The organism is Odoribacter sp. AF15-53 (assembly GCF_003479425.1).
Taxonomy (GTDB): Bacteria; Bacteroidota; Bacteroidia; order Bacteroidales; family Marinifilaceae; genus Butyricimonas.
In genome coordinates this window covers 24,979-47,351 of the sequence record NZ_QUHC01000008.1, presented here as the reverse complement: position 1 = coordinate 47,351, position 22,373 = coordinate 24,979, and the positions used below count along the sequence as shown (strand labels likewise).

Below are 22,373 nucleotides of genomic sequence, written 5' to 3'. Positions count from 1 at the left end.
AACTTGTAACTATAAAAAGGATGAAAGTATTATTATTGGGTAGCGGTGGACGCGAGCATGCGTTGGCGTGGAAAATAAATCAGAGTGAGAGATTAACGAAACTTTACGTGGCTCCGGGGAATGCCGGAACAGCCGGAATTGCAGAGAACGTGAATATTAAAGTAACGGATTTCGAAGCGTTGGCTGCTTTCGTGGAGGATAACGGAATCGAAATGCTGGTTGTCGGACCCGAGGACCCGCTGGTTGAGGGTATTCGGGATTATTTCGAAGCGGATGCCCGTTTTGCCCGATTGATGATCGTCGGTCCCGGAAAGGCTGGTGCTATTCTGGAAGGAAGCAAGGATTTTGCTAAAGAGTTTATGTCTCGTCATGATATCCCGACGGCGGCTTACCTGACGGTGACAAAAGATAATCTGGAAGAGGGTGTTGCTTTCCTGAAAACCTTGAAACCTCCTTACGTGTTGAAAGCGGACGGATTGGCTGCCGGGAAAGGGGTGCTTATACTGGAAGACTTGGAAGAGGCGAAAAAGGAGTTGAATTTGATGTTGGGAGGAAAGTTCGGAAAGGCCGGGAATCAGGTGGTGATTGAAGAGTTCCTGAAGGGAATCGAGCTTTCCGTGTTTGCCTTGACTGATGGGAAAAGTTACAAAATATTAGGTTCTGCCAAGGATTACAAGCGTATCGGAGAAGGGGATACGGGATTGAACACAGGCGGAATGGGGGCGGTTTCTCCGGTCCCGTTTGCCAATGACGAGTTTAATCGTAAGGTGGAAGAGCGAGTGGTGCGTCCCACGATTGAGGGATTGCGAAAAGACGGGATTGATTATAAAGGTTTCGTGTTCTTCGGATTGATGAACGTGGGGGGTGATCCTTACGTGATCGAGTATAACGTGCGCATGGGCGACCCGGAGACCGAGGTCGTTCTGCCAAGATTGAAGACGGATATCCTGTCTCTTTTCGAGGCCATGGCGAAAGGAGAGTTGGAGCATGCTGCTTTTCATCTGGACGATCGTTTCTGCACGACCGTGATGCTTGTTTCTCAGGGATATCCCGGTGATTACGAGAAAGGGAAAGAGATCACGGGGTTGTCGGAGGTGGACGGAAGTATTGTTTTCCACGCGGGAACCAAACTGGCGGACGGTAAGGTTTTGACGAACGGGGGACGGGTACTTGCCGTGAGTTCGTTCGGGAAGACCATGCAGGAAGCTTTGAACCGGTCTTACGAGAACGTGGCTAAAATTCATTTTGACGGGGTGAATTTCAGAAGAGATATAGGTTTTGATTTGTAAGAATAAATAGCGGAAAATGAGATTTAACGCCGTCCTGAGGACGAAGAATGTTTATATGCTGTATTTGCTGCCATTTGTATTGGCAGTAATCGCGTTCTTGCGCTTTACTTTCGGGCCGGATGATTTTGTCGTCTGTGCGGATTCCGGCGTTATATCTATTCCTTTTTTTAGCATGCAGGAGAATCCGTGGCTGAAAGAAGTCGGTGTTCTGGCATTGTTGTGTTTGTCTTTCATTGTTTTTTTCGTCGCGGATAGATACAAGTTTTTGTCGCATATTACGGTGTTGCCGGCGGTGATTTATGGCTTGTTGGGCGTGGGGATCATCTGTCGTTACGGGATGAATAATTATCTCATGGCAGCGTTGTGTGCGGCACTGGCTGTGGCTCGTTTGCAAGCTGCTATCGTGAACACGCAGTCCAATGCACCCGTGTTTGGTTTCGGGTTGTTTTCGACATTGGCAGTGCTTTTCTGCCCGAAACTGGTGATGTTGCTTGTTTGGGCTATCGTGGTGCTGCCTTTCTCCGGAAGAGCTGCATTTAAAGATCTGGTGGCTTTGTTTATCGGGATTTTTACAACCCTGTTTTTTACATGTGGCTATTATTTTTTGACCGATCAGCTTGTGGAACTTCCCGATATTTTTGTAGACGCGTTAGTTGTGGGGCAAGGATTTTGGATGATTATGCCTGAAAAGTTAGCTGCATTTGTCGTGTTCGGGATACTGGTTGTTGTTTCTTTGCATAATGTAGTCGTGAATTACCCCACGGCGATTGTCGCGCAACGCCGGGGGATGTTATCCATGTTGTCGATGTTACTTTTTTTAGGGAGTGCGCTGTTCTTTATCCCGTTTAATTGTCACGGGGTGATGTTGGTGATAGCGGTACCCTTGTCCTACCTGTTCACGCAGTATTTTATCTCACATCGCACGAAATGGATCGGGAACGTGTTGTTCCTGTTGTTTTTGGCTGCTTGTGCGTGGATGGTGTTGTAGTTAATAGAACGTCAACATTTCTCCGCGAACAGTATCATTGATCTTGCCTTGGTCGTAGACGATTTGCCCGTTCACGATGGTTGTTTCCACTTTGTAAGTTAATTTCTGGCCTTCCAACGGGGACCACCCGCATTTGTAGAGCAAATTATCTTTTGCTACAGTCCAAGGGTGTTTTTCGATGATGGCGATGTCTGCCTTGTAGCCTTCCCGGAGATATCCTCTCTCTTCCACCCGGAAGATGTCGGCGGGGGCGTGACACATTTTATCAACGATATTCTCGAACGTGATTTCACCTTTTTCCATGAGTTCCAACATCACGACTAGCGAGTGTTGTACCATGGGGCCACCGCTGGCAGATTTCGTGTAAACTCCGGCTTTTTCTTCCGGCAAGTGGGGGGCGTGATCCGTGGCAATGATGTCCAGACGGTTCTCGCTTAATGCTTGCAACAAAGCTTTCCGGTCTTCTTCGGTCTTGATCGCGGGATTCCATTTCACGAGATTACCTTTCGTGTGGTAAGCCTGATCGTTGAACCAGAGGTGATGCACGCATACTTCTCCCGTGACGTGTTTTTGTGTCCGGGGACCTTGATCCAGCAAGTCCAATTCTTCTTTTGTACTCAGGTGGAGAATGTGTAAACGGCTGTTGTGTTTCCGGGCAAGTTCTGCCGCCATGGAAGAGCTGAGGTAACAACATTCCCGGCTCCGGATCAGTGGGTGGCAGAAAGGCGGGATGTCTTCCCCGTATTGTTGTTTGTAGAGTTCCAGGTTCCGGTTGATCGTGGCGTTATCCTCGCAATGGGTGGCGATAAGAATAGGCGACTCTGCGAATATCTTTTCCAGACTTTCCCGGTTGTCTACCAGCATATTCCCCGTGGAGGAGCCCATGAAGATTTTGATCCCGCAAGTCGTGTGCGGATCAACTTTTCTGATTTCTTCGATATTATCGGTGGTTGCCCCGAGGTAGAACGAGTAGTTTACTGCCGCGTTTTCCCGGGCGATTTGTTGTTTCTCCCGAAGTAGTTCATTCGTGACGGTAGGAGGTTTCACGTTGGGCATATCCATGAAAGAGGTGACCCCCCCGGCGGCGGCTGCCCGGCTTCCTTCCCGGATATCTCCTTTGTGGGTTAGTCCGGGTTCGCGGAAATGCACCTGGTCGTCAATGACTCCGGGAATGATGTATTTACCCGTGGCGTCGATGATTTTCGCTTCTTGCGGAATGTCTTCCCTGTCGTTTTCCGAGATTCTTTCGATCCGATCATTGTGGATTAAAATGTTTCCTCTAAAACTTTTTCCTTCATTTATGATTGTTCCCCCGTGGATGTATAAAAACATAGCAATTTTAGATTTTAAATTTTAGATTTTAGATTGAAGAATTCAGTTCTTCTGTGATTCGGCAGCATAAAGCTGCCGTGAATCAAGCGCCCCGCAGGGGTCCATAGACTTTATAGACTTTATAAACTTTATGGACTTTATAGATTTTATGAACTCCTTTTTTTTCCCAGACTGCGGAGTTTCATCGTGATGACACCCCAAAAGGCCTCGTTGAAGATGCCCCCGCTCATTTTCGAGGTACCTAAGGTACGGTCGGTGAAAATGATGGGTACTTCTTTTAACTTGAATCCTAAAGTCCAGGCGGTAAATTTCATCTCGATCTGGAATGCGTATCCTTTGAAACGGATGTTGTCGAGATCAATGGCTTCGAGGACTTTCCGGGTGTAACAAACGAATCCGGCAGTCGCGTCGTGTACTTGCATTCCCGTGATGAATCGCACGTATTTGGAGGCGAAATAGGACATGAGTACCCGTCCCATCGGCCAGTTGACCACGTTGACGCCTGTCACGTAACGGGAACCTATCGCCATGTCGCCTTCCCCGCTCTCGCAGGCGTGATAAAGTTTTACAAGATCGTCGGGATTATGGGAAAAGTCTGCATCCATTTCGAAAATGTAATTGTAACCGTGTTCCAGTGACCATTTGAATCCCGTGATGTACGCGGTTCCCAGTCCTAGTTTCCCTTTCCGTTCGATCATGTGGAGTTGCGGGAATTCGGTTTGCAGGCGTTTCACGATTTGCGCTGTCCCGTCGGGAGAGTTGTCCTCGATAACGAGCACATCAAACGTCGGTTCCAGTTTAAAAACATAGCGAAGAATATTTTCAATATTCTCTTTTTCGTTATAGGTCGGTATGATGACAACTCTGTCGTTCATAATGTATGTTTTATAAATATTCTGTAATCCTTTCCAGCTTATTTCCCCGCGAACCTTTTACTAGGATGAAAGCATTCGTGATCTTGTTTGTTTTAAGATACTCTATTAATGCTTCCGTGTCGGGAAAGTATGTTGTAAAGGTATAGTTATTTGCGAATGATTCAAAATTGTGACCCACTAAGAATGCTTGGGTAAAGTGATTTTGGGCCATCAAGTCCACGATTTTCCGGTGGGCTTCCTCCGAGATTGCTCCTAGTTCCCGCATTTCCCCGATGACCGGCAACTTGTTGTCGGCTGTCATTTCGGCAAAATTAGAGATGGCGACCTGCATACTGCTCGGGTTGGCATTATAGGCATCCAGAATAATCGTGTTGTGTTCGGTTTTCACTAACTGGGATCGCATGTTAGAGGGCATGTAGGTTTCGAGGGCGGACTGTATCTGCAAGGGATCTATGTCAAAATAGATTCCCAGCGCGGAGGCAGCCATGGCATTATCGAAGTTGTATCCCCCGATTAGTTTTGTACGGACGTACAGGTGGCCGTGGCGGGTTTTCAACGTGTACACGAGATAAGGAGTTGTCTGGACGATTTCTCCGTTTACATCGTGTCCTTCGACACCGTAAGTATATCTTTTCTGATCGGCCGAGAGGCGGCATAATAATTCGTCTTCGCCATTCACGAAGAGCATTCCTTGTTTTTCTTTCACGGCCTCGTACAAGGCGTTCTTCGTTTTGATAATATTCTCGTAACTCCCGAATCCTTCCAGATGTGCGTAGCCGATGTTCGTGATGATACCGTAATCCGGTTCCACGATCTTGCATAATTCTTTGATCTCACCGGGGTGATTGGCTCCCATTTCCACGATTCCGAATTCTGTGGTTTTGTCCATGCTCAACAGGGTTAAAGGGACCCCGATATGATTGTTTAGATTGCCTTTCGTGGCCACCGTGTTGTATTTTCGAGAAAGGACGGCATGGCATAATTCTTTGGTTGTCGTTTTACCGTTTGTTCCGGTGATGCCCAGAATCGGGATGTGCAGTTGGTGGCGATGGTGGTTTGCCAGTTGTTGCAGGAATTGCAACGTGTCGGGCACAAGCACGCATTGGGGAGCTACGTTGTAGGCGGCCTCGTCGATAACGACGTGTTTGGCTCCCCGGGCAACCGCTTTTTCGGCAAACGTGTTACCATTATGATTTTCACCTTTTAAAGCGATAAAAATATCCCCTTCTTTAACTTCCCTGGAGTCGGTGATTATCCGGCTTCCTGCTTGGAAAGATTTATATATTGATTCTAGTTCTTTCATCTTTTCGTAACATTCGATCAGAGTGACAAATTTATAAAACTTTTTTCATTAATATTGCAGGGTAATTAATATAAAGACCATGAAAATAAAGACAGGTATAGGGATCGACGTCCATCGGCTGGAACCGGGACTGGATTTTTGGTTAGGAGGGATCAAGTTAGAGCATGAAAAAGGATGCGTGGCTCACTCGGACGGGGATGTGTTGATTCACGCTATTTGTGATGCGTTGCTGGGTGCTGCCGGGTTGGATGACATCGGTGTTTACTTCCCGGATACCGATCCCGCTTACAAGGGGATTGATAGCAAGATTTTGTTGAAGAAGGTGATCGACATGATTGAGCGGAAAGGTTTCGCTATCGGGAATGTTGATTGTGTTATCTGCTTGCAACGCCCGAAAATCAAGATGCGAACGTTGGAGATGCGGGAGTGTCTGGCTGAGATTATGGGGATAGATCTGGAGGATTTAACCATAAAGGCTACCACTACTGAAAAACTCGGTTTCGAGGGACGGGAAGAGGGGGTGTCCGCTTACGTCACGGTGTTGGTTATTAAATTATAAAAGAAAAGGGAGATTTTAAATCTCCCTTTTCTTTTATAATTTAGAACATATAATCCCACATTGGCAGCTGGATCGGTTTCTGATCTAGTGCTTTCAGTGCTTTTTCTCCCAGATATTTTTTGTGGATAACCACCCGGAAGATATATTCGTCAAACCATTTGTCGGTGAAGGTGAGGTAACCGTTGTGTCCGGCTTGTGCTCCCCAGCTGTTCTCGAATTCCCATTTCGTGGGTTTGCCGTTCTCGTCAACGTCAACGGCTACCAGTGCCATGGCGTGAGCCGAACCGCTCTGACGGGTTAGGATACGGGTTTTCTTGTCCATGGAGAAGTCTACGCCCAGGAGTGAATTGTAGTCATACATTTCCGGGTCAAGGATTCCCGTTTCCCGGTTGAAATATTTCCCCACGTCGCTGGAAGTATACATGGCTTCATTACCCTTGATGGAAGCGATAGCGGCTTCTTTGATGTCCTCGTTCGGCAGGTTCAGGTATACCCAGTTGATGCCTTCGATCGTGTTCCGGTAGTTCTGTATATCATATAACTTGTAATATTCCCGTGTCGGGTCGTTCATGATCATGATATAGTTCTTCGGGTTGAAGTCTGCCGGAGTGATTTCTTTGTAGAATTGTTGCGGGGTGTAATTAGCCAATTCCTTGATTTCCCCGTTTCTGTCCTTGTATCTCCAAGTGAAAGTGGTAGGAGGTTCACCGAGACAAAGGGCCAGAATCCGGTAAACGTCTTTCAACACGTTCATCTTCTCTGCACGTAGTTCTTTTACCTTTTTACCTTGGGCTGCCATTTCGCGGATGGTGTATCCTCCTTTGCGGAGACGCTCGTTGATCAAGGCTCCCATGGCGCTCGTGTTGTTAGAGTGAGCGGTTTCGGGCATAACGGACTTCGGTACAACCCCGTATTTCTCTCCAAGATTATAGTATAAGTTCCACACGCCACCATCCCCGACAGGAGCTTGGAACATGAAGGTCACGTCCCGGTCGTCCATGGGTTTGTTGGCCGTGGAGATCATGTTTTCAAGGAAAAGGTTGGATTTCTCGAACATATCCCAGAAGTAAAGGTAGTTGTGGGAGAAATCGAAATCCGAGAGATTGTATTTCTGGATAATTCCCGGACGCAACACGTTCATGGAGGTGAACATCCAGCAACGGCCTGAGCTTTTCTGATCAGTAATTCCTTGTACTTTTACTTTGTATTTGAAATAGTGATCGATTTTTCCCTGAATATCCCGGTTCAAGGCGTTATCCCGGATATTTTTATCGTTCGTCAGCACATTCTGGATGGCTTTCGTGGAAGCGTCCTTCTTGAAGCTTCCCTTGATGTCTTGTAATTCTTTATCCGTGATCGTTTGGGCGCAAAGCGACCCCCCGAGCAAGAATAGAGAAATAAGCGTAGCTTGTATTTTCATCATGTTATTGATAATATTAGTTATTTTTTTTGTTCTAACCTGTAACCTGTAACTTGTAACCTGCCAACCTGCAACGTCGCGAAGCGACATTACAGATGTATAACTTCGTCATAAGCGGCGGCGGCAGCTTCCATGATAGCCTCGCTCATGGTCGGGTGCGGGTGTACCGTTTTGATGATGTCGTGTCCGGTCGTTTTCATTTTGCGCGCCAATACCATTTCGGCGATCATTTCGGTCACGTTCATTCCCACCATGTGTGCTCCGAGTAGCGTGTTGTCGGCAGCGTTGAAAATTAACTTGATAAAACCTTCATTAGCCCCGGCGGCGCTTGCTTTACCCGATGCTGAGAACGGAAATTTTCCAACTTTGATTTCATACCCGGCTTCCAGGGCTTTTGCCTCGTTCAACCCGACGGATGCCACTTCGGGAGTCGTGTAAGTACAACCGGGGATGTTCGTGTAATCGATCGGTTCCGTGTGAACCCCCGCGATGTGTTCCACGCAGCAGATAGCCTCTGCCGAAGCCACATGAGCCAACGCCGGACCATGCACGATATCGCCGATCGCGTAAACTCCTTCCACGTTGGTACGGTAGTAGTCGTCCACTTTCACACGGCCTTTTTCCATCTCGATATTCAATTCTTCTAGTCCGATGTTCTCCACGTTCGGGGAGATGCCCACGGCTGACAGCACGATTTCCGCCTCGTGTACTTCAATCTCGCCTTTCTTGTTTTTAATGTTTACTTTCAGCAGACCTTCGCCGCTTTCCACGCTCTCCACGGAAGATTTCACCATCACGTCGATACCTGCTTTCTTGAAGGAACGTCCCACTTGCTTGGAAACCTCTTCGTCTTCCAGGGGGAGAATGTTCGGCATGAATTCAACCAATAGTACTTTGGTCCCCATGGCATTGTAGAAGAATGCTAATTCGGAACCGATGGCTCCCGAACCTACCACGATCATGGATTCCGGTTTATGGTCGAGCGTCAGGGCCTGACGATAACCGATAATCCGTTTCCCATCCTGGGGAATATTCGGAAGTTGACGAGAGCGGGCTCCCGTTGCCAACAGGATATGTTGAGCCTCGAAGATGGTTTTCTCCCCGGCCGCATTGGTTACCTCAACGGTTTTCTCGGCGGTAAGTTTACCGTGTCCTTCGATCACGGTGATATTGTTCTTTTTGAACAGGTATTGAATACCTTTACTCATCTTGTCTGCAACACCCCGGCTGCGGGCTATGATGGCGTTGAAATCCGCTTCGGCATTCTCGATTTTTACCCCGTAATCAGCGGCATGTTTGGAATACTCCAATACTTGTGCCGATTTGAGTAAGGATTTCGTGGGTATACATCCCCAGTTCAAACAGATACCTCCCAGTTCTGCACGTTCAACCACAGCCACGTTCATTCCTAGTTGAGAAGCACGTATTGCGGCCACGTATCCGCCAGGGCCACTACCAATCACGATTAAGTCGTATTTCATTTTTTATATTTTTTATAATGTGAATAATTTTTCTATAGAATCATCGGGACACAAAATTAGGGGATTTGTTTAGAATAAGAAATAATTCCTTGAATTTTGTGTCGGATCAGGTATGATGGTGTTGACTGTTGATTTTTTTGATTGGCGTGTATTTATATTGATTTCGGATTAATTTAAGTGTAAATCTCAAGGAATAATCCCTTTCGGATCTTTTGTCCCCTTGTTCTTCTTCTTTGTTGTTATACGTGGAATGGCTTGTTCCCCTCTGTTGTACTGGAAAGGTGCTTGACAGTTGTTTTACATGCTTTTAGTTGACCGGGAGGATAAGACTTGATGTTAAAATTTTGCTTTTCTAAGTTGAAATAGTATCTTTACACGCTTAAATTTTTATTAGTGTTGAAAATATTTGGTATATGGAGTATTCTGTGTTGTGAATTCATGCCGCTGGTTGTAAATCAATAGAGTATTTCATGTCGCTTGAAACATAAAATTGGATATTAATATGAAAGGACTAAAAATTGTTGTTCTTGCTAAGCAGGTTCCCGATACGAGAAACGTGGGAAAAGATGCGATGAAAGCAGACGGAACTGTAAACAGGGCAGCTTTACCTGCCATCTTCAATCCTGAGGATTTAAATGCTTTAGAGCAAGCTTTAAGATTAAAAGATACAATTGAAGGGACAACCGTTCATGTCTTAACGATGGGACCGGGACGTGCCGCCGAGATTATTCGTGAAGCCATGTACCGGGGTGCAGATGGTGGTTATTTGTTGTCAGACCGTGCTTTTGCAGGTTCGGATACTTTAGCAACTTCTTATGCTTTGTCTTGTGCATTACGCAATTTGGAATATGACCTGATTATTTGCGGTCGTCAGGCTATTGACGGGGATACCGCTCAGGTAGGTCCGCAGGTAGCGGAGAAACTGGCTTTACCGCAAGTGACTTACGCGGAAGAGATACAGAAATGTGACGGGAAGATCGTGACGATCAAACGTCGTCTGGAAAGAGGAGTCGAGGTGGTAACCTGTCCGATGCCTTGCGTGGTGACCGTGAACGGTTCGGCTGCGGCTTGTCGTCCCAGAAATGCTCGTTTCGTGATGAAATACAAGAACGCGAAAGGTACACAGGAGGCTCAAGATGCCAACGAAGATTATTTCACACTGGTAAACGAACGTCCTTACTTGAAATTGACCGAGTGGAGCGTGAACGATATCAAGAGTAATGCAGAAGATCTCGGTTTGAGCGGATCACCGACCAAGGTAAAGAATATCGAGAGCGTGGTATTTCAGGCAAAAGAGGCAAAGGTGCTTTCCGGTACGGATGCCGAATTGGATGCCATGATGAAAGAGTTGATAACAAACCATACAATCGGGTAATTTTAGATTTTAAATTGTAAATTTTAAATTGAGTGTTCATTGTGACAGGATAATTTGAATTCATGAAATCTAAAATCTAAAATCTAAAATTTAAAATGATATGAATAGTGTATTTGTATATTGCGAAATAGAAGAGGGTACGGTTGCCGACGTGAGTCTAGAACTGTTGACAAAAGGACGTGCTCTCGCATCAAAACTTGGCGTGAAGCTGGAGGCTATCGCGTTGGGTAAAGGAATGAAGGATGTTGAAAAACAAGTATTCCCTTATGGTGTTGACGTGCTTTGGGTAGGAGATGATGCCCGTTTGGCTCCTTATACCACGTTGCCTCACACGAAGATTCTCGTGCGTTTATTTGATGCAGAGAAGCCTCAGGTGGCTTTGATGGGAGCGACTAGCGTAGGGCGTGATTTGGGACCCCGCGTGTCTTCTGCGTTGCATAGTGGTTTGACGGCTGACTGTACGAGTCTTGAAATCGGGGAGTATACCGATGCCAAGAGCGGGAAGAAATACGAGAATTTGTTGTACCAGATTCGTCCGGCATTCGGGGGAAATATCGTGGCAACTATCGTGAATCCGGAATGTCGTCCGCAGATGGCTACCGTTCGTGAGGGCGTGATGAAAAAAGAAATCTTCGACTTGCAGCACAAGGGTGAAGTGAAGAAGTTGAACGTGGACGAGTACTTGGATGACACGGATCTGGTGGTAAAAGTGATCGAGCGTCACATGGAGAAATCCAAGGTGAATATCAAGGGTGCCCCGATCATCGTTTCCGGAGGTTATGGTGTGGGATCCAAGGAGAACTTTAATTTGTTATACGAGCTGGCTTCCGTGTTGGGTGGTGAGGTCGGAGCTTCACGTGCAGCCGTTGATGCCGGGTTCTGTGAACACGAGCGTCAGATCGGGCAAACGGGTACGACGGTTCGTCCTAAATTATATATTGCTTGTGGTATTTCCGGCCAGATTCAGCATACTGCCGGGATGGAAGAATCTTCTATGGTCATTGCTATTAACTCGGATCCTAACGCTCCGATTAATAAATTTGCCGATTACGTGATTACGGGGGATCTGAACGTGGTTATTCCCAAGATGATCCAGTATTATAAGAAGAATAGCAAGTAATTAAGTGATTAGAAGATTGCCGATTGGGTGATTATCACGGAATCGGAAATCATTAAATCACAGAATCATTAAATCTAAAATTTAAAAGGTATGGCAAATTTCTATACAGATAACGAGGATTTGAAGTTCCACCTGGGACATCCTTTGATGCAGAAGATTGTAGCTTTGAAGGAGCGCAATTTCGAGGAGGCAGGGAAATATGATATAGCACCCCGTGATTTCGAGGATGCAATGGATAATTATGATAGAGTGTTGGAGATTGTGGGTGATATTTGTGGTAACGTTTTGGCCGAGAATGCAGAGGGTGTGGATCATGAGGGGCCGGAAGTGATTGACGGTCGGGTGAAATACGCTCCCGGAACTCAACAGAATCATGATATGTTGACCCAAGCCGGATTGTACGGGATGTCTTTGCCTCGCGAGTATGACGGGTTGAACTTCCCGATGGTTCCTTACGTGATGGCTGCCGAGTTGGTATCCCGTGGGGATGGTGGTTTCGCTAATATCTGGGGATTGCAGGATTGCGCAGAGACGATTCACGAGTTCGCTAGCGAAGAGCAAAAACGTCAATATCTGCCCCGTGCTGCTAAAGGCGATACTTACGCGATGGACTTGACCGAGCCGGATGCCGGGTCGGATTTGCAATCCGTTCAATTAAAAGCTACTTATTGCGAGAAGAGTGGTAAATGGTATCTGAATGGCGTGAAACGTTTTATCACGAACGGTGACGCTCATATTTCATTGGTATTGGCTCGCTCGGAAGAGGGTACACATGACGGACGCGGGTTGTCCATGTTTATTTATGACAAGGCTAACGGCGGGATGACTGTTCGCCGTATCGAAAATAAATTGGGTATCAAGGGATCGCCGACTTGCGAGTTGGTGTTCAAGGATGCTCCCGCTGAATTGGTTGGCGAGCGTAAACTTGGGTTGATCAAGTACGTGATGTCGTTGATGAACGGTGCACGTTTGGGTGTGGGCGCTCAATCAGTGGGTATTGCCGAGGCTGCTTACCGTGAAGGTTTGAAATACGCACAGGAAAGACGTCAGTTTGGTAAGGCGATCATAGAATTCCCAGCAGTGTACGAGTTGTTGACCAATATGGAGGCCAAGTTACATGGGGCTCGTTCTATTCTTTACGAGACCAGCCGTTTCGTGGATATGTACAAGGCTTACACGCATATCGCTAACGAGCGCACGTTGAACAAGGAGGAGCGCGAGGAGATGAAGAAATACCAGAAGCTGGCCGATATCTTCACCCCACTGTTGAAATTGTTCTCCAGCGAGTATGCTAACGAGATCGCTTACGATGCGTTGCAGATTCACGGGGGATCCGGTTTTATGAAAGATTATCCGATCGAGCGTCTGGTTCGTGATGCACGTATTACTAATATATATGAGGGTACTTCCCAGTTGCAGGTGGTTGCCGCAATCCGTGGTGTTACTACCGGGCAGTTCCTGAAACAAATCCGTGAGGAATACGAGAAGGCTCCTATTTGTCCGGAGCAGGAATTTGTACGCGAGACATTGAAAGGTATGACCGGGGCTTACGAGGCTGCCGTGATGAAAGTGACGGCTGCCGGGGAAACGGAGTACGTGGATTTCCATGCTCGTCGTCTAGTGGAAATGGCAGGATACATTATTCTTGGGTACTTGTTGCTGATAGATTCTCAACGTTGTGATCGGTTCGCCAAGTCTGCCGAGATTTTCGTGAAATATGGACAATCGAAAGTGGCCGGATATGCTGCCTTTATTAACGATTTTGAGTTGAAAGATTTGGGTATGTATAAAAAATAGTACTTACCTACAGTTAACCATATCGCGAGAGGGATGATTTTCGAATCATCCCTCTCGTTATTTTTACACGTTTGATCCCATATTTTCTTTACAAAAAAAAAGCAATGTTTTTTATATATATATAATTAAAACACTATCTTTGTTCTCGTAAGTAGTTGATTTAGAATGTATTAAATCTTCTAAAATAGGCTCTAGAAGGGCAAAGTTAACGAGTTGTGATTATATGAATGCGATAAAAAAGTCTATTTATAATGTTTTTTTTAAAACGTCAGGGGTATTTTTTATACTTTTCTGTACGATAGATTTTTTGTACGCGCAAGACGGGAATGACCTTGTGAAGGCGTTGACGGGAGCCGGTTATGAAAATGTCAGTCGAAGTGTGGGGGAGACCGAAGAAATTATCCTGTTGGAAAATTCTTTGTGGAGGGGAAATGGTGACGGGGTTCGTGAGATCGTGAAGCTTGTGGATAAGTTTCCCATGATTCCTGGAAAGAGTCGCCGTGTGATTATTCTGAGGAATAAAGTTCCTCAAGTTTCGCTGTTGTTGCCTGCCGGGGAGTTCGGTTCGGATTGGATTGTCAGTTATGAACTGGGGATGTCGTGGGAACCGGTGCCAGAAAAGAAGTTCATGAACAATTCCCGTTGGAAGGCGGATATTGTGCTTTACCCGCAACTCTCTTTGAGAAATCAGAAATTTCACAAGATATATGATGTGTTATTTAATATAGCCCCGACTTTGGAAATTGCTCCATTTCGGGGAATGAAAGTGGTAGGGCAGATTGTTATTCCCGTGTTTAACGAGTACGGGCCCCTGTACGAGGAAGTTCGTCCGGGGTATCTCGTGGTGCAGCAGACGTTTCGTGTCGAGAATCTTTTCGTACAGGCGTCCGTGGGTAATTTTAACCAAAATCGTTGGGGAATGGATTTGACGTTATTTCGTCCTTTCACGAGGGGCTGGTTGCAGTATTTTGCACTTCGAGGAGAGGTCGGTCTGACGGGTTCCTCCTATTTTTATGATTGGGAGTGGCATTACGGACCGACGAAACTCTTCACGTGGAATGTCGGGGGAAGTTACTATAACCCGCAATACAATGTTCAGTGTGATTTGCGGGTTGAGAAATTTTTGGCCGGGGATATTGGTGTACGTGCCGATATGACCCGGCATTTTAAGAGAACGTCGATTGGTTTTTACGTGATGAAGAATGACCGGGATAACGTGGATGGAGGATTCCATTTTTCAATTTTGATCCCGCCGATGAAATTGAAGCGAGGACGTCACATACGGGTGGCTCCAGCCAAGTATTTTAATCTGGAATACAAGGCGGCAGGATTGTTCTACAACGGGCGATCGTACAAGACGCTGCCCGGACAGAATCGGGCAGAAGATAATTTTAATCCAAATTATATAAAATCACAATTACCGAATAATTAACATTTAAAACCAAGTAGTCAAAAAAGCAAAAGATTGAATCAAAAAGAGAATATTAAAACAAGTGTAAACCTTTATAAATTAAGAATGATGAGAAAAGAAGTAAAACATTTAGGTATAAGCGCGAAAGCTATACTAATGGTAATGGTTGTCTTCGGAACACTTTTCAGTAGTTGTTATACGAAAGATGATATTCCAGTTGTGCAGAAACCGGAAGTTGTTCCTAACAAGTATGTGATCGAGGGGACAATCGTGACAAATAATAACGGGCAGCAAGAAACCTTGAAAGGGGTGACCGTGACTTCCGACAAAAACGGGGTGGTTACGTCGGGTGATGCCAACTTTATCGTAACAGTACCGAGTCCGGATATTTATACCTTGACGTTAACGAAAGATGGATATGATAATATCACGTATAAAGTGGTTGTTCCGAGTCCCGGTGATCAGATTACAGGACAATTGATTTCAGTGAATGTTCAGTTGACGATGTATCTTAAGAACACGTCTAATCCCGGCGAGGGACAGGTTGGAACTTCTGGAGGAACGGTAACACAAGGTAACGCAACTTTGGAGATCCCTGCCGGAGCTTTGGCTGCAAATACGAATATCACGATGAACATTAATAGCGATGTTCAACAGGCGATCGAAGTGAATGGAACGCAAGAGGCTGCCGCTCAATTCTTGTTGGGAGAGTTTGGTCCCAGCGGTACGATCTTCTCTTCTCCGGTTGCATGGAGCGTGGCTTACCCGAGTTTGGCAAATTATTATTTAGCGAATACTCAATTACAGTACCGGGCTAATAACGGAGCCGGTGATTGGACAATCCTTGAGACTGGGGTTATCTTCGAAAATGGTAAATATAATGTTAACTTGACTCATTTCTCTCAATATAGAATGGTGTATCGGGCTAGCAGCATGAACTCGAACGATGTGGTCGAGAATTTACCGGCAATCGCACCGATTACGAACGAGACTGCCGGAACCGTGCAAATTACTGAAATTCCTTACGAGAAATACGAGGGAGGAGAATTGGAGTTTGCCGGAACGGAATGGACAACGTTGGGTGCTGACTTGGATCAGATCAAGAACTTGGTAACCGAGGCTGTGAAAGCTAAAGTACAAGTTGATTTGAGTGGTTTTAACGGACCTGTTGCTGCTGTTTTCCAGTTAAGAGATCCGATATCGTTATTATATGATTATCATTTACTATCGAAAGGTACGCAGGATATCAATTATTATACCTTTACTTTTAAGGTGTACGATAAAAATACCAAGACTGAGGTTACTTTGACCGTGAACGCTAAGGTGGCTGGTAAAGTATCCATATCCGTGCAGAACGAGTTCTGCGGGGCGCATCATACACACGGACACTGCGGACACATCTATAATGGTGGTGCCGGTGGTGGTATGGTAATCGGAGACTAATTTAAGAGAGAATCGAACGTTAAAGTGAAAGCCGGAAGTGATAAATAGTATCGGATATGAAGAGAATAATACTGACCTGTATATTTGTCTTTAGCACATTGTTGCTTTCGGCCCAGCTGACGTTAGGTACAACCGGATTATTGAATAGTCCGTCGGCTGAAATGCAACCGGATGGAACGGTGATGTTGGGTGGGAATTTTTTGCACGACAAGATAACCCCGGACGGGTTTCCGTATGACACGTACAATTATTTTCTGAATATCACGTTCCTGCCTTTCCTGGAAGTGGCTTATGTCTGTACCTTGTTCAAGGCGACAGACACGTTTGTCCCGGAAAAGAAAGGGCGGTTTGTCAATCAGGATCGTTCTTTTTCAGTTCGTTTACGTCCTTTTAAAGAGAGGAAATACCGTCCGGCTGTCGTGATCGGGTCAAATGACGCGTACACGCAGAGCGGTGGCGGGAGCGTTCTCTCCGAGGGGAGTGGAAACCAGTATTTCAGCCGGTTTTACGTGGCGGCAACGAAACACGTGAACGTGACGAAACGGGAACAGGTCGGGTTGCATTTGGCATATCAGTATAATCGGCGGGCATCGAACCATTTGAATGGTTTTTCCGGCGGAATTAGTTATAAACCCTCATTCGTGCCGAATCTGAATTTGATCGTGCAACATGATTCGAAGGATTTTTTCGTGGGTGCGAATTACCTGCTTTTGAAACATCTTTTTATGCAAGTGCTTTTGCAGGACGGCCGTTATTTTTCCGGCGGGATTGCGTACAAGATTTATTTGAAGGGCAAGTGAGAGGGGATTTAATGAAAATATAAACAAGAATACGATGAAAATAAAAACTTTATTACTTTCGGCATTGGTTTTGGGAGCCTCTTACTCTGTAAGCGCCCAGAAGACAGACACGAATGTAAAGTATGTATCCGAGAGGTTCAAGGATAATATCTTTATCAGTGTTGGTGTCGGTATTCAAGGCTACCTGAATCAAGATAATTTTGATTATGGTTTCGGTAAGGTAATCGAGCCGCTAGTCAATTTATCTATCGGTAAATGGATGGATCCCACCTGGGGACTTCGCGGACAGGTTTCCGGCTGGCAATCTAAGTTGTATACGGATGTAGACCGTTTGAATAATGGCGGCGTGTATGATAAATTCCAACATAAGTATATCAACTTGAATCTGGATTTCATGTTGAACCTGACGAATTTGTGGCGTCAATATAGCCCGGATAACAAGTGGGATATGACGTTGTTCGTGGGACCGGGGTTGAGTTTCGGTAAATTCCATAACAAGAACATGGATGTTGCTATTAACGGTTCTATCGGTTTGGGTGGAAAGTACAATATCAACAAGTATTGGGCAATCGACCTGGAGGCTCGTACGCACATGATGCCCACGTTCTTTTACACGTCTAAATATACCGGGTCTGAAGAGATCGCGGGACGTTCTTATCAGGACGGGTTGCTTTCCGTGTCGTTGGGAGCTACTTATACTTTCGGGGGCAAGAAGTTTGTTCCTTATGAAAGAAGTACCGCTTTGGAGCGTCAACAGTTGAACGATAAGATTAATTCGCTTGAGAATGAATTGAAAAATACTCAATCTCAGTTGGATGCGGCTAAAGTTGCAGAGGCTGTGGCCAAGAAAGAATTGGCTCTAACCGAGGCCGAGAAAGCTGCGGCGATGGCAGAAGCAGCTAGGAAAGATTTCACGCAGTACGTTGGTTTCACGATCAACAAGAGTGCGGTGAAGGCTGAGCAAATGGTTGTTTTGCAAGCTGTGGCCAATTACATGTCGGCTAATCCTAGCGTGAAGATGAAAGTTGTCGGTTACGCTGATCGGCAGACCGGAACGAAGAATTACAATCTGAAACTTAGCGAGAAACGGGCGAAGACCGTTTACGATTTGTTGGTGAAGAAATTCGGGGTTCCTGCTGATCGGTTGACTTATGTTGGTCTAGGAGACCAAGATCAACCTTTCAAGGATAATATGTATAACCGTTTGGTGATGATCCTGGGAGAAAGATAATATGAAAACCGCCTCGTTTCGAGGCGGTTTTTTTTATTCCTATTTTTGATCTATTTCGATCGGTTTGTAATTTTCTCTTTCCTTGCGATCCGTCGTGGCAGCACAACTGATGCCTCGTTCTTTCATCGCTTTATTTTTCCCGATATGTGTATCCGGGAATTTCTTTTTTTTGCTGAAGAAGGTAGAAATACCTAGGCCTAAAAAAGCGATTCCTACCAACACGGCTATGATTGTAAAATAAATACCTATCATAATTATTCGGTTCATGTTTATACAAATATACTAACAATCCTCCGGTTTCCCAAGTAGCGAGTCGAGTTTTGTCTATTTTTAAGATTGAATGCTTGCGGAAAATAGTTGTTAGGATTACTATGTTAGTTCATTTACCTACTGCAGGTGTTATAAATGTCTTGTGAAAAAGTGTTATTAATCGAACGATTAATGCGATACAAATATACGACAATTTTGTTAATTGAAAAATAATTTATAGAAAATTGTCCATTTTCGTAATCAGAGAGTTATCCTATTGCGTAAAATGGAATTGTGTAAAAAATATGAATACCATTAATCGTTGGATTACTGATAGATTATTTTCGTGTTTCGATAACTAGAAGATTTATTGGAAATAATGAATTCTTCTTTGATTCGATTAGAAAATGGTTAAAACAGAATTTATAGACGTGTTGCTGAATATAATGTAAACAGATTCTTAATGGTTGCAAAGAAGAAAATAGTACAGGGATGTGTACGTGTTTGTCGTTTATGGATGCTTGGATTGATTTTAACCATCTTTTGTTCTGCCGGGCTATATGCCCAGAAAGATGATGAAATTGTCAAGGCATTGGTAAATGCAGGCTTTGAGAATGTCAGCCGGGTCGTATCGGATACGGAAGAAATTATCACTTTTGAAAATTCTGTTTGGAAAGCCGACGGAGAAGGAATCCGTGAAGCTATTAATGTTATCGAGAAATATCCTTTTATTGCGGGAAAGACAAGGAGGGTGATTGTTTTGCAACTGGGGCTTCCTCAAATCTCATTAGTTCTACCGCCATCTGCTCCTGTTGCCGTTCCGGGTACCACAAACTCCGGCTGGTTGTCAACGTATGGGTTGGGCGACGTGTGGAAAGCGGTAAAAAACACTCCCCGGATCAATCGTTCAAGGTGGAAGGTTGACCTTGTCTTTTACCCGCAATTTGCGTTTAGAAATCAGAAATATCGAAGAATATATGATGTTTTGTTGAATTTGTCTCCCGCGCTGGAAATTGCACCGATGAGAGGAATGAAGATCACGGGACAGGTGATTATCCCTGTATTTAATCAGTACGGTGCCAAATACGAGCAAATACGTCCAGGTTTCTTTACGCTCGAACAACATTTTCGCGTACTGAATAATTTTGTCGACCTGACTGCAGGGATTTTTAACCAAGACCGTTGGGGGTTGGATTTGCGCCTGTCTCGTCCGGTTATGACCGAAGGATGGCTAAGTAATTTTGCCGTGGAGGGACGAATCGGTCTAACCGGCTCCTCTTATTTTTATCATTGGAACTGGCATTACGGGCCGGCGAAGTTGATAACATGGAATGTCGGGGGAAGTTATTTCAACCCGATGTTTAACGTGTTGTGTGAGGTCAAAGCCATAAAGTTTCTGGCGGGAGATTACGGGGTGAGGGCTGATATGACACGCCATTTCAAGAGAGCATCGGTCGGGTTTTATATCATGAAGAATAACCGGGGGAACGTGGATGGCGGATTTCATTTCGCAATAGCCCTGCCACCCATGAGGCAAAAGCGAGGGAAATATTTTCGGGTAATGCCCGCCCGGTATTTTGATTTGGAATACAAGGCGGCAGGATTATTCTTTAACGGAAAGTCCTACGAGACAAGGCCCGGAGAAAATAAGGCAATCAATAATTTTAACCCTAAATATATAAAATCGCAGTTAAAAAATTAGAGTGCGGTACGCAAAGTTTCGAACTTAAATAACATGAAAATGAAGAAAGAAGTAAAACATTCAGGAATTGGTATTAATTTAATGCTGTTAATAACAGTGTTTTTCGGATCACTGTTTAGTAGTTGTTACACGAAAGATGATGTTCCCGTGGTTCCACCAACGGTATCAACAGACCCGGCCACGTACACGGTGGATATTACCGTTATTAGTGACAAAGGGGCACTTGAGGGGGTAAGTATCTACCCGATGAACCTGACGACCAATGCGAGTGGTAAGAGTACTTATACACAAACGGGTTCGGGAAATGTAGTGTTTTCGTTAGTGAAAGAAGGATACGAAAATGTTTCCTACACGGTCTCTTTGCCGAAAGCTGCAAATGGCGAGAAAGTTACTGTACCAGCCATATTCTTTATGAAAGCGGTGAAGGTTGAAGAACCGGCTGTTTATAATATATTGGGTAAAGTTTTTGACGGAATAACGAACGAGCCGATTGCGGGTGCAAAGGTAAACGGAACGTTGAGAGGTTCGGATGTTACGCTGGCAGAGAAGACGACGGATGCGGATGGAACTTTCGCTTACACCGAAGTTGCTGAAGTGGGAATTTATGATATCGTGATCACGAAAGAAGGTATGAACGATGTTCGTTATGCCGCAACATTACAGCAAGTGTCTGCTGGACAAGTGTATAATTTTAACTTGGAAGTGCCGATGTACGAGAAAGGAACGGTTGAGGGTAAGACTTACGCGCTTAGTTGCAATATTATAGATACGGATGGAACTCCTTATAATAAGAATGTGACTCTCGTGTACCGGAACAATGACGAGGAGGCTGTTAAGATGCCGGTTAGCTCTGGTTCTTGTATGATATCTGGTTTGAAAACCGGGACTGTTACTATTTTTGTTAAAGTTGCTGATTCTAAATATAATGGTTATGCTATGACGTATGACTTGAGTGCATTTAATATAGGGACAATAATTAATTTACCCGTGTACTTGACTTTGGCTGAAGAAGGGAATGTTTCAGAAGTGGTGCTTCCTGACGAGCCGACAATGATAGATGTGCCAGAGGTTGTGGCTGATCCGGAAGTTGAAACTTCGATTGCCGTGAAAACAGATTTAAATATTCCAGCTGGAGCATTGAAAGAAGAAACGTTAATTACGGCAATTGTGAGAGGTGTGATTGAAAATGCGGTTATTGCTGATGAAACAACTCCTATCACGGACGAGACTCCCGCCAATGCAGCCTTTGTTACTGGCGAATTTTTACCGAACGGTCTTACTTTCGAGAAACCGATTGTCTGGAATGTTGTTAATCCTTTTAAAGAATCCGGCCACGTTTTTGATGAATTGCAAATGCAATACAGTGTAGATGGTAAAGTTTGGAGTGATGTTGAGAATGAGGTGACTTATAAGAATGGGGTGTATTCGACAGAAATTCATCACTTCTCCAGTTATCGTATGGTTGTAACTTCTAAGGTTGATACTGCAACTGCATCACAAGCTTTGACAATGGGCACTATCTTGAACGAGGGGGCTAAACCGATTGCCAAAGGTGAAGGCAAGTTCTCGTATAAAGCTTACAAGGGTTCTGAATACGTGATTTCAGTGGAAGACGCTTTGGCTGCCGCGGGAATCTCTGATGCCAAGATTACGATTATGCTTAAGAAAGCGGTAGAGATGAAGCAAATAGCTGGTATTGATTCGGTTAATATGACCGGAACGAATGATATTGAAATAATCCCGGGTTGGATTTATATCGCTACCGGAAAACAACAATTCGTGACCAAGACGTATACCTTCGGTATTGATGGAAAAGAGGTGAAAGTGGTTGTTCGCGAGGCAAAAGCTGTTGTGATAAGCGGTCGGTCTGAGCTATATGACCAACATCACACTCATGGAGGACATATCACAGAAGGCGGAACTGGTGGTGGAGCCGGCGAATAAGATAAAAACTTGAAATATATGAAATTATAAAATGGGTCGAAAGTAATAACGTAA

At 44.9% G+C, this 22,373-nt stretch carries 18 protein-coding genes; 12 read left to right on the top strand and 6 right to left on the bottom strand.

The window, feature by feature from the left end:
* Window positions 1-20 precede the first annotated feature (20 nt).
* Entirely contained in the window at window positions 21-1,289 is a 1,269-nt protein-coding gene (gene purD / locus DWW52_RS15345; protein WP_118716394.1) for a phosphoribosylamine--glycine ligase, read from the top strand.
* 16 nt (window positions 1,290-1,305) lie between these two features.
* The gene (locus DWW52_RS15340) at window positions 1,306-2,277 is read left to right on the top strand and encodes a hypothetical protein (protein WP_118716393.1); all 972 of its coding nucleotides are present in this window, start codon (window positions 1,306-1,308) and stop codon (window positions 2,275-2,277) included.
* Here the strand turns inward: DWW52_RS15340 and DWW52_RS15335 are convergent, their stop codons facing one another.
* The 3 genes from DWW52_RS15335 to murF all read right to left on the bottom strand — a co-directional run bounded on the left by DWW52_RS15335 (window position 2,278) and on the right by murF (window position 5,787).
* Window positions 2,278-3,609: a dihydroorotase gene (locus DWW52_RS15335; protein WP_118716392.1), complete on the bottom strand. Its 1,332-nt coding sequence runs from the start codon at window positions 3,607-3,609 to the stop codon at window positions 2,278-2,280.
* A gap of 146 nt (window positions 3,610-3,755) precedes the next feature.
* Window positions 3,756-4,484 (bottom strand): polyprenol monophosphomannose synthase, encoded by a 729-nt coding sequence (locus tag DWW52_RS15330; protein ID WP_118716391.1) that lies wholly within the window; start codon window positions 4,482-4,484, stop codon window positions 3,756-3,758.
* Between the two features lie 10 nt (window positions 4,485-4,494).
* Window positions 4,495-5,787, bottom strand: coding sequence for a UDP-N-acetylmuramoyl-tripeptide--D-alanyl-D-alanine ligase (gene murF, locus DWW52_RS15325; RefSeq protein WP_118716390.1), 1,293 nt, complete (start codon window positions 5,785-5,787; stop codon window positions 4,495-4,497).
* A gap of 79 nt (window positions 5,788-5,866) precedes the next feature.
* Between murF and ispF the strand changes: the two genes are divergently transcribed.
* The gene (ispF, locus tag DWW52_RS15320) at window positions 5,867-6,346 is read left to right on the top strand and encodes a 2-C-methyl-D-erythritol 2,4-cyclodiphosphate synthase (protein ID WP_118716389.1); all 480 of its coding nucleotides are present in this window, start codon (window positions 5,867-5,869) and stop codon (window positions 6,344-6,346) included.
* A 40-nt stretch (window positions 6,347-6,386) separates the two neighbouring features.
* Here the strand turns inward: ispF and DWW52_RS15315 are convergent, their stop codons facing one another.
* On the bottom strand, window positions 6,387-7,766 hold the full coding sequence (locus tag DWW52_RS15315) for an aminopeptidase C (protein WP_118716514.1): 1,380 nt from the start codon (window positions 7,764-7,766) through the stop codon (window positions 6,387-6,389).
* 89 nt (window positions 7,767-7,855) lie between these two features.
* Window positions 7,856-9,247 carry a dihydrolipoyl dehydrogenase gene (gene lpdA, locus DWW52_RS15310; protein ID WP_118716388.1) on the bottom strand — a complete coding sequence of 464 codons (1,392 nt, stop codon included), beginning with the start codon at window positions 9,245-9,247 and terminating at the stop codon, window positions 7,856-7,858.
* A gap of 502 nt (window positions 9,248-9,749) precedes the next feature.
* On the opposite strand from lpdA, the gene DWW52_RS15305 reads away from it, so the two are divergent.
* The 7 genes from DWW52_RS15305 to DWW52_RS15275 all read left to right on the top strand — a co-directional run bounded on the left by DWW52_RS15305 (window position 9,750) and on the right by DWW52_RS15275 (window position 18,424).
* Window positions 9,750-10,622 carry an electron transfer flavoprotein subunit beta/FixA family protein gene (locus DWW52_RS15305; RefSeq protein WP_118716387.1) on the top strand — a complete coding sequence of 291 codons (873 nt, stop codon included), beginning with the start codon at window positions 9,750-9,752 and terminating at the stop codon, window positions 10,620-10,622.
* Between the two features lie 100 nt (window positions 10,623-10,722).
* Window positions 10,723-11,742 (top strand): electron transfer flavoprotein subunit alpha/FixB family protein, encoded by a 1,020-nt coding sequence (locus tag DWW52_RS15300; protein ID WP_118716386.1) that lies wholly within the window; start codon window positions 10,723-10,725, stop codon window positions 11,740-11,742.
* Window positions 11,743-11,832: 90 nt separating this feature from the next.
* A complete protein-coding gene (locus DWW52_RS15295) occupies window positions 11,833-13,539 on the top strand; it encodes an acyl-CoA dehydrogenase family protein (RefSeq protein ID WP_118716385.1) in 1,707 nt (568 codons plus the stop codon).
* Between the two features lie 223 nt (window positions 13,540-13,762).
* The gene (locus DWW52_RS15290; RefSeq protein WP_118716384.1) at window positions 13,763-14,971 is read left to right on the top strand and encodes a hypothetical protein; all 1,209 of its coding nucleotides are present in this window, start codon (window positions 13,763-13,765) and stop codon (window positions 14,969-14,971) included.
* 87 nt (window positions 14,972-15,058) lie between these two features.
* Window positions 15,059-16,393 carry a hypothetical protein gene (locus tag DWW52_RS15285; RefSeq protein ID WP_158582629.1) on the top strand — a complete coding sequence of 445 codons (1,335 nt, stop codon included), beginning with the start codon at window positions 15,059-15,061 and terminating at the stop codon, window positions 16,391-16,393.
* Between the two features lie 56 nt (window positions 16,394-16,449).
* Window positions 16,450-17,193 (top strand): YjbH domain-containing protein, encoded by a 744-nt coding sequence (locus tag DWW52_RS15280; protein ID WP_199692008.1) that lies wholly within the window; start codon window positions 16,450-16,452, stop codon window positions 17,191-17,193.
* A gap of 34 nt (window positions 17,194-17,227) precedes the next feature.
* A complete protein-coding gene (locus DWW52_RS15275) occupies window positions 17,228-18,424 on the top strand; it encodes an OmpA family protein (protein WP_118716381.1) in 1,197 nt (398 codons plus the stop codon).
* Window positions 18,425-18,463: 39 nt separating this feature from the next.
* Here the strand turns inward: DWW52_RS15275 and DWW52_RS15270 are convergent, their stop codons facing one another.
* Window positions 18,464-18,691: a hypothetical protein gene (locus tag DWW52_RS15270; RefSeq protein ID WP_233556936.1), complete on the bottom strand. Its 228-nt coding sequence runs from the start codon at window positions 18,689-18,691 to the stop codon at window positions 18,464-18,466.
* A gap of 445 nt (window positions 18,692-19,136) precedes the next feature.
* Here DWW52_RS15270 and DWW52_RS15265 point away from each other — a divergent pair, with 445 nt between their 5' ends.
* Window positions 19,137-20,375 carry a hypothetical protein gene (locus DWW52_RS15265; protein WP_118716380.1) on the top strand — a complete coding sequence of 413 codons (1,239 nt, stop codon included), beginning with the start codon at window positions 19,137-19,139 and terminating at the stop codon, window positions 20,373-20,375.
* A 39-nt stretch (window positions 20,376-20,414) separates the two neighbouring features.
* Window positions 20,415-22,319 (top strand): carboxypeptidase-like regulatory domain-containing protein, encoded by a 1,905-nt coding sequence (locus DWW52_RS15260; RefSeq protein ID WP_158582628.1) that lies wholly within the window; start codon window positions 20,415-20,417, stop codon window positions 22,317-22,319.
* Window positions 22,320-22,373: the final 54 nt, after the last annotated feature.